This is a genomic window from Vibrio sp. 1401 (assembly GCF_033340295.1).
In genome coordinates this window covers 1-7,987 of record NZ_JAWOWF010000025.1, presented here as the reverse complement: position 1 = coordinate 7,987, position 7,987 = coordinate 1, and the positions used below count along the sequence as shown (strand labels likewise).

Annotated in this window: 7 protein-coding genes and 1 pseudogene; 3 read left to right on the top strand and 5 right to left on the bottom strand. The window is 44.6% G+C overall.

What is annotated here, in order from left to right:
• The 5 genes from R7Z77_RS13820 to R7Z77_RS13800 form a co-directional block, all read right to left on the bottom strand.
• Positions 1–1,338: VWA domain-containing protein (locus tag R7Z77_RS13820; RefSeq protein ID WP_318136714.1), on the bottom strand; the 1,338-nt coding region annotated here is incomplete at its 3' end.
• Positions 1,331–2,335 carry a vWA domain-containing protein gene (locus R7Z77_RS13815; RefSeq protein WP_213967605.1) on the bottom strand — a complete coding sequence of 335 codons (1,005 nt, stop codon included), beginning with the start codon at positions 2,333–2,335 and terminating at the stop codon, positions 1,331–1,333. The genes R7Z77_RS13820 and R7Z77_RS13815, both read right to left, overlap by 8 nt.
• Entirely contained in the window at positions 2,328–2,804 is a 477-nt protein-coding gene (locus R7Z77_RS13810; RefSeq protein WP_206957843.1) for a DUF4381 domain-containing protein, read from the bottom strand. The genes R7Z77_RS13815 and R7Z77_RS13810 overlap by 8 nt, the downstream gene beginning before the upstream one ends.
• Before the next feature lie 37 nt (positions 2,805–2,841).
• Positions 2,842–3,768 carry a DUF58 domain-containing protein gene (locus tag R7Z77_RS13805; RefSeq protein ID WP_154203995.1) on the bottom strand — a complete coding sequence of 309 codons (927 nt, stop codon included), beginning with the start codon at positions 3,766–3,768 and terminating at the stop codon, positions 2,842–2,844.
• Between the two features lie 13 nt (positions 3,769–3,781).
• Positions 3,782–4,738, bottom strand: coding sequence for an AAA family ATPase (locus R7Z77_RS13800; protein WP_033906738.1), 957 nt, complete (start codon positions 4,736–4,738; stop codon positions 3,782–3,784).
• Positions 4,739–5,048: 310 nt separating this feature from the next.
• On the opposite strand from R7Z77_RS13800, the gene R7Z77_RS13795 reads away from it, so the two are divergent.
• From R7Z77_RS13795 to R7Z77_RS13785, 3 genes and pseudogenes are all read left to right on the top strand, one after another.
• Complete coding sequence (locus tag R7Z77_RS13795; RefSeq protein ID WP_053303850.1) at positions 5,049–6,965, top strand: methyl-accepting chemotaxis protein; 1,917 nt, start codon at positions 5,049–5,051, stop codon at positions 6,963–6,965.
• A gap of 56 nt (positions 6,966–7,021) precedes the next feature.
• On the top strand, positions 7,022–7,222 hold the full coding sequence (locus R7Z77_RS13790; RefSeq protein WP_005375165.1) for a restriction endonuclease subunit S: 201 nt from the start codon (positions 7,022–7,024) through the stop codon (positions 7,220–7,222).
• A 246-nt stretch (positions 7,223–7,468) separates the two neighbouring features.
• Positions 7,469–7,909 (top strand): annotated as a pseudogene (locus tag R7Z77_RS13785) (helix-turn-helix transcriptional regulator); the annotation flags it as partial.
• Positions 7,910–7,987: the final 78 nt, after the last annotated feature.

Genomic DNA, 7,987 nt, shown 5'->3' with positions numbered 1-7,987 from the left:
CTGTTTTAGCTTTTCTTCTACAACCGATAGGTTTTTCTTCGCGGCTTCAAAGTTAGGCTTATCCTCTAGCAGTTTTTTATACAAATCAGCCGCATCTTCTAATTGACCATTTTGAGCGAGCGAGTTGGCGAGGTTATAGCGGCCGTTAAGGGAGGCATCATGAGAAAATGCTTCGATAGCGGCTTCGTAGTCACCTTTTTGATAACTGGCGGCTCCTTTCCAGCTTGGGTTTGTAAATAGGTTTTGCGCCTGTTCATACTCACCTTGCTTGTAGAGTTCCGCTCCTTGTTGGTCGGCATTTAAGAACGGATTAGCTTCTGCATGCGGTGTCCACGTTACTGGGACTACAGTCGCAACTACCATCCAAATCAGGCCGCGTCGAAACAGTAAAGCCGCAGGAAGAAGTAACAACGGCAGTAACCAAAAGCCACTGTTGAGACGAGAATCAGTTTTAACTTCTTCGCTTTGGGTCGCAGAAAGCTGGCTACCAATGTTATTGGTAAAGGCCGCGATGTTTTCAACGTCACGGTTGGTGTGTTGAATAGGAACAAATAGACCGCCAGTTTTATTCGCTAGCGTCTGTAGATTTTTCAGGTTTGTTTTCGCTACGACGGTTGTGCCTTGTGCCGTTTTTAGCAGAGAGCCATCGGGCAGCGCGATAGGCGCACCGTTAGGAGTCCCGACGGCAAGAACAGAAATGCGAAACTTTGTACCTTGGACTAAATCTAACGCGCGAGACAGCTCTGACGTATCAAGATCATCCGCTAACACGATGATATCGCCTTGTTGCGTGCCGGCTTGAGAAAACTGGTTGATCGCCAGTTCAATCGCGGCAGGCAGGTTTGCTCCTTGAAAAGGCATCAGCTCTGGTGACAAATTTTCGATAATGCCCGCAAGCGTACTGGAATCAGTTGTCAGTGGACTTAAGTTATAGGCATCGCCAGCGTAAGCAATAAGTCCAGTGGCTCCCTCTTTCCATTTAGGCAGCAAATCGAGCGCCTTATAACGTGTTTGTGCTAGCCGATTGGGCTTGATGTCTGTAGCAAACATAGAGCGAGACATATCAAGCACCAAGATACGGTTTTGGTTTAACTCAAAGCTTGGTCGAGCATTGGACTGCCAGCTTGGCCCCGCTAATGAAATGCAATTTATTGCCCAAGCTAAACCCCATAGAGTGAAGTAATGCTTAGACTGCGTGTTTTGTCCGAGCATCCGCGATAGGTGAGGGGCAATCAGTGTGGACTTTTGGGCTCTAAATTTGTGATTAAGCAAGAGTGCTATAGGGATCACGATGAGCCCCAAAAGCCAATAAGGATTGAGGAAAATAAACTCAGCCATGTTTTCTCCTTAATAGGAATAACAATACCGATAATACAAATGCAGCGCTTAATGGATATGGAAACCATTCAGACTGTGGGCGCCAAGTTTGTGTGTCGCTAGATACGGGTTCTAGCTGGTTGATGGTGTCATAAATCTTTTCGAGCTCTTCTGTATCTCGCGCTCGAAAATATTGTCCACCTGTCACCTCTGCCACTTTAGTCAGTGTTTGTTCATCTAAGTCGGCTGCGGTGTTGACTTTGCGAGTCATGAAAAACTCTTTCACCATCATTTCACCAGCGCCCACGCCCACGGTGTAAATAGTGGCGTTGTATTTTTTCGCAATTTTCGCTGCTTCTAGCGGCTCGAGCACCCCTGCAGTATTGCTGCCGTCACTGAGCAAAATCATGACTCGTTGGGGAGCATCACTGTCTACAAAGGTTTTTGTGCCTAAACCAATACCATCACCAATGGCGGTTCGTTGACCAACCAAACCGATGACGGTTTGATTAATCTGTTGCATGACGCTTTTTCGGTCTGCAGTGAGTGGTGTTTGCAAATAAGCATGGTCGCCAAACAAAACAACTCCGAGACGGTCACCTTTTCTCTTTGCTACGAAATCAGACAGAACTTTTTTGACTGCTGTGAGGCGATCGATATATTCGCCGTTGAGTTCCATGTCTTCCTGCTGCATCGAACCGGACAGATCGACGACTAACATCAAGTCCCGATATTTGGGTTGGAATTCAACGGGATCACCAAACCAAACTGGACGCGCACAAGCGACGACAAGAAGGCCCCAGATCGCGATTGAAAGTGCTTTTTGCAGCGCTTGCTTAGGCTTGCTGCGATTCTCATTGGTTGGTAAGTACGCCAATTTGATCTCGGCTTGTTGAGATTCTTGTGGCAGGAACTTGTATACCAGCCAGGGGATGGGCAACAAAAACAGTGCCCACCACCAGACAAATTCAATGTTTAGCCATTGGGCAAGATCGGTTATGAGTGTTTGCTCAGTCACGGTTATTTGCCTTTTTCTTTGGTGGTAAAGCGTAGGTTATCCAAAAGACACAATCGTCTACCAAGCTTTGATGCTGCCCTTGGGAAGAATTCTGATACAACGCTTCTTGCCACTGATGTTGTTTGTCTACGAATCGACTTTCTTTGGTATGGCTATCGAGAAATTCATACCAAGCGATTCCGGTTAATGGTGCGATCTTTTCACGCGGAAAGTAACTCAATGCTGCCTGGCGCAATATTTCCAGAGCAGAAGAGGGGGTATGAGGCGCGGTAGGTTGAGTTAAAAGTGTTAATGCTGTCTTTTTTGCGCGTAAGTGTTTTTTACGCCATCTCACATAAAGACAAATGCCGAAAACGAAGAGCAAGGTGGCTGCAAGCACCACCCACCATCCCCAAGCGAGCGGAAACCAATCCGGTGCGTTTGGCAAAATCAAAGGTTCAAGGTCTAGGCTTTGGTTGTTTGTTGTCATTATTATTACTGCTTAATAAATACTGCTTGTCAGTTTGTTAGCTTAATTGTGAAATTAAGGGCCAGCCACTTGATAGCGTGTTAAATGGAATTGCTATCGAATGGCACTGCTGCTTAATGGTTTCTTGATGTTGGGTAAAGTGGTTTTCGAGTTCTCTTCGTTGTCCTTTAGAGCCAAAGTTAAACCATTGACTATGCAGCCCATCCGAAGCTTTCACTTGACCTCTAAAGTCTGTTTCGCCTCTTTCTAACGGATCATAAAATTGAACAGCCCTTACGCTATTGTGTTGTTTGAGTCGACGTAGTTGTGCCAGTTCCGTTGGTATTACGTGGGCAAAATCACTGAGCATAATCAATTCGCTACCTTTTGGGGTGAGCGTATGAAGTGTCTCCAATACTTGTGCATACGGCAGTGTACGAGTGTCGTTGCTTGCAGTACGAGTTACTTGCGCATTATGTATGTCGACTATGGCGTTAAGAATCCGCAGCCCTTGTCTTTGTAAAGAAGAGGGGCGAAATTCAAGACATTGATGTCCGTCATCAATCACTGCGCCGATGCGATCTTTTTTAGCTAGAGTTAGCCAAATTAGAACACTGGCAAAGTGGGCCAATTGAACGGATTTGAGTACATACTTAGATCCAAAATGTAGACTAGAACTTAGATCAAGATAAAGAATGACCGCTTGCTCTTTATCTTCTGCAAACAACTTCGTATGTGCTTTACCGGTCCTAGCGGTGACTCGCCAATCAATGCTGCGAATATCGTCGCCAGGTTGATATTGGCGCACCTCCATAAAATCCATACCTCGCCCTTTTTGGCGACTGGTATGGTTACCACTCATCTGCGACCAGAGACTCTGTGCTGGTGGTAACCAACGTACAGATTGAGTGCGATATTGGAGCAGCTCTTCAAGGGTTAATGTTACCCCATTCGCATGAGGTGGTAATGAATGTGTAGCGGACATATCACTCACCTGTTTATGCACTGCCAACAAGGTTTAGCAGTTTATCGATGACCTGGTTTGCCGTAATGCCTTCCGCTTGAGCGTGGTAACTCAACAATAAACGGTGGCGCAGTACCGGATAAGCCATGGTTTGAACATCTTCCGGAGAGACAAAATCACGACCAGCAAGCCAAGCGTGCGCACGTGCACAGCGATCAAGAGCGATGGTGGCACGCGGACTCACACCCATTGACAACCACTTGTCCAACTCAGTGTCATATTCGTTGGCTTGACGTGTCGCCATAACTAAACGGACGATGTACTGCTCTATCGTTTCCGCCATATGAATATCCAACACTTCTTTACGTGCGGTGAATACATCTTGTTGGCTTAACATTGGGCGTTCAACCTTTGCTTCGCCTTTTGCTTCTCCGCGGTTAATACGCAAGATAGATAGCTCATGCTCCGCATCTGGGTATTCCACTTCTAAATGCAATAAAAAGCGGTCTAGCTGCGCTTCAGGAAGGGGGTAGGTCCCTTCTTGCTCTATCGGGTTTTGAGTTGCCATAACCAAAAACAACTCTGGCAGCGGGTAGGTATGACGACCTGCTGTGACTTGTTTCTCTGCCATTGCTTCAAGCATTGCCGCTTGTACTTTGGCCGGTGCACGGTTTATCTCATCCGCAAGAATAAGCGAGTTGAAGATAGGACCTGACTGGAAAGTGAATTCTCCGGTTTCTGGACGGAAGATATCGGTGCCGGTTAAATCGGCTGGCAGCAAGTCAGGGGTGAACTGAATTCGGTGGAAGTCACCTTCAACACAGTCTGAGAGTGATTTTACTGCACGGGTTTTTGCTAACCCAGGAGGGCCTTCAACTAAAATATGCCCATCCGCAAGAAGCGCAACAAGCAGTTGCTTTACCAGATCTTGCTGTCCGATGATCTGCGACTCTAAGTATTGCTGAAGAGTTTCGAAGTTAGATTTATGCATGCTTTGGACTCTCGGTATCCATGTGATTTTCGTGTTGAGTATTGGTCATTTTCCATGTGAAAAAAGTTCCAATGCTCTATTGCAATTTATCTTTTCAATATTGGGACGCTACAGAGAATTACAAGTACGTGCTATCTCTGAAAGTGCTTATTTGACAGTGTGTTACATTTATTTTTCATAATATAATGAGAAATGCCTCTAGTTTTGTACATATGAGCCGATAAAGATTCCGTGGTGTGCGTGTCATGAGATATGCACCTGATTCCCCTTGTGGGGCCAATAACAAGTGATTCTTTTAAAAGGTCCGAATATGTTGAAACTTCATTCCTTGAGCATCAAACAGAAGGTTGTACTTGGCATTACGTTTGCTGTTCTAGCATCAACAATCATTGTTGGTGTTATGGCTCAGCGTCATGCGAGAGATGTATTGAGCCATCGTCTTATTGACATCGAGCTACCTGCGATGTTGCAGCAAATCAATACCGAAATTGACCGCGAAGTTGTCGAAATGCAACAAGCGGCAAAACAGCTGGCTACAAACGAATTTATTGTTGAAGCCCTATCTAATACAGACCGTGATCCGTCAGTAGAAGTTCAGTTGGTTCAGCAGCTCAATAACGTTAAATCACAGTATGGTCTTAATGATGCGTCGGTAGCGAATCGTCAAACGGCATATTACTGGAATCAAAACGGATTCTTACGTCAACTTAACCGAACGCAAGATGCTTGGTTCTTTGGATTTACGTCGTCTGGTCAAGAAACGTCCGTGAGTGTGTTCCAAGAGGCAAATGGCGAAGTGAAAATGTTTGCCAATTTCCAAGATCTTAATGGTACATCAATGTCAGGTCTCTCTAAATCTATGGGGGACATGGTTGCTTTGCTCAATGGGTTTAAAATTGAAGATACGGGTTACGTGTTCCTCACTAATGAACAAGGCCAGATTCAAATACACCGCCAACAAGGTAAGAACCAAACTTCTATCACTAAACTATTTGGTAGTGACGCAAGTGCGCTGTTGAACAAAAATAGCTTCAACCTAATTAATGTGGAGTTTGAAGGGCAGGATACTTTTGTTTCTAGTTTGTATGTTCCTTCAATGAACTGGTTTGTTATTGGCGTGGTTCCCGTTGATGAAGTATTCGCAGACCTGAATGCGACAGCTAAAAAAATGCTGTTTACGACCATCATTGTTGCCGTTGTATTCATCCTCATGGGCGTATGGTTAGCAAACAGCATTACGAAACCAATCCGGCTGATTGCCGATCGTTTTACCGACCTTGGGCAAGGTGAAGGCGATTTGGCGCAGCGTATTGAAATTAAGGGTAATGATGAAATTGCTCAGCTTTCAAAAGGCTTTAATGGATTTATTGAGAAGATTCATGCCACGATGAAAGAGGTTGCTTTAACCAGTGGCTCATTAAGTCAAGCGGCAGAAAGTGTGTCAACGAAAGCAACATCCACACACGACAACAGCCAAGAGCAGCGTGATCAAACCATTCAAGTAGTTGCAGCTATCAACCAAATGGGGGCGACCATCAGTGAAATTGCATCGAACGCTGCTACCGCTGCTGATACGGCAAATCAGGCTTCAGATAACACTCAAACTGGTCGAGAAGTTGTGATGAAAGCAAAAGAGGTGATCAGCCGCCTAGCCGATGATGTTGAAACAACCAATATTGTTGTTACGCAGTTGGCATCGACAACCAAAGATATTGGCTCGATTCTGGGTGTAATTCGTGACATCTCTGAGCAAACGAATTTACTTGCGCTAAACGCTGCAATTGAAGCTGCTCGTGCTGGTGAGCAGGGCCGTGGTTTTGCGGTTGTTGCTGATGAGGTAAGAAACCTAGCTTCACGCACGGCTGATTCTACAGAAGAGATTCAGCGCATGATCAATCAGCTTCAAAGTGACGCACAAGACGCGGTAAATGCTATGGAAGCGGGCAAAGCGGTCACCATAGAAGGGGTTACTTCTACCGATGAAGCAGTCGAGGTATTAATCAGTATTTCTGAACGAATCACCGACATCTCTGATCGTAATACACAAGTTGCAACGGCGACGGAAGAGCAATCCACGGTGGTGCATACCATTAATCAAAATATCGAAGAAATCAACGCGATAAATGAAATGACAACCGCGACAGCAGAAGAGTTGGCGGATGCAAGTCGCGATCTTCAAGCGCTCTCTTCTCGTTTAGACAAGATGGTTGGTAGCTTCAAGTTATAGAGTTGGATAGAATAGGCGAAGTTTAAAAGTTCAATCATTAATTTTAGGTAAGTACTATGAATGACTTCGAAAAAGAACTAGAGCAAATTTCTCAAGAAACCGCTCAGGAGCCAGAAGTAAAACTGCCGTCGCTAGAAGAGCAAAAAGCGATCGTCGCTGAGCTGAAAAAGCTGGAAGCGGAAGGTAAGCTGACGCCAGAAGTGTTAGAACAACACTTTGGTAAGTTTAACCAAAAAAACGCAGTTCCAATCCACTAAGTTAGGTGGTGTTTTGCCTCTAACGTGCGTGATTAAATCACCTGCTCAAACACAAAAAGGGAGTTTATACTCCCTTTTTTAATGTCTGAAAAATGCTAATACCTCTCACATACTTGCCACTTAAAAATTATTGACACTTCAATGAGTTATTAATTAGTACTAGTGATTTTCATACTTGACAATACTACCGCTCTATCTAAATCTATTGCGTATTTCAATAGAAACGACCAAGGGAATGCGATCAGGATGGAGCAGCAAAAAAAAAGAAACGTTATTTTAATCACGGAGGGAAGTCTACAGTCATCTCTGTTGAAAGATGTATTGGAGACCAAACTCGGTATTAGTGTTGCTCTAATCACGCCAGATAATCTGATTCACGGAGTGTTACATGAATCTCTTGCATCAGCCATTATTGTTGATTGCAGCGTGATCACGGATGAAATTTTTCGCCGTTATGCGGAGTTTAAAGCGGCCAAGCAGAAAGACACGCTTGAAATCTTAATTAATTGTGAGCAATCCATATCGACAGAAGATCTCTTTGCTTGGCGTACTTTGGCCGGTATTTTCTATACCTCTGATGATATAAAAACGTTGCAAGTTGGTATTGGTAAGGTGCTTCAAGGAGATATGTGGTTCAGCCGTAAGTTTTCTCAGCAGTACATTACTTACCTTCGTCGACATTGCAAACGGCTTTGTTGCGTAATTCAGACGAGAAACCAAACCTCCTAAAGTTGACCGACTTTTATACAATATACTGAGTTTCAG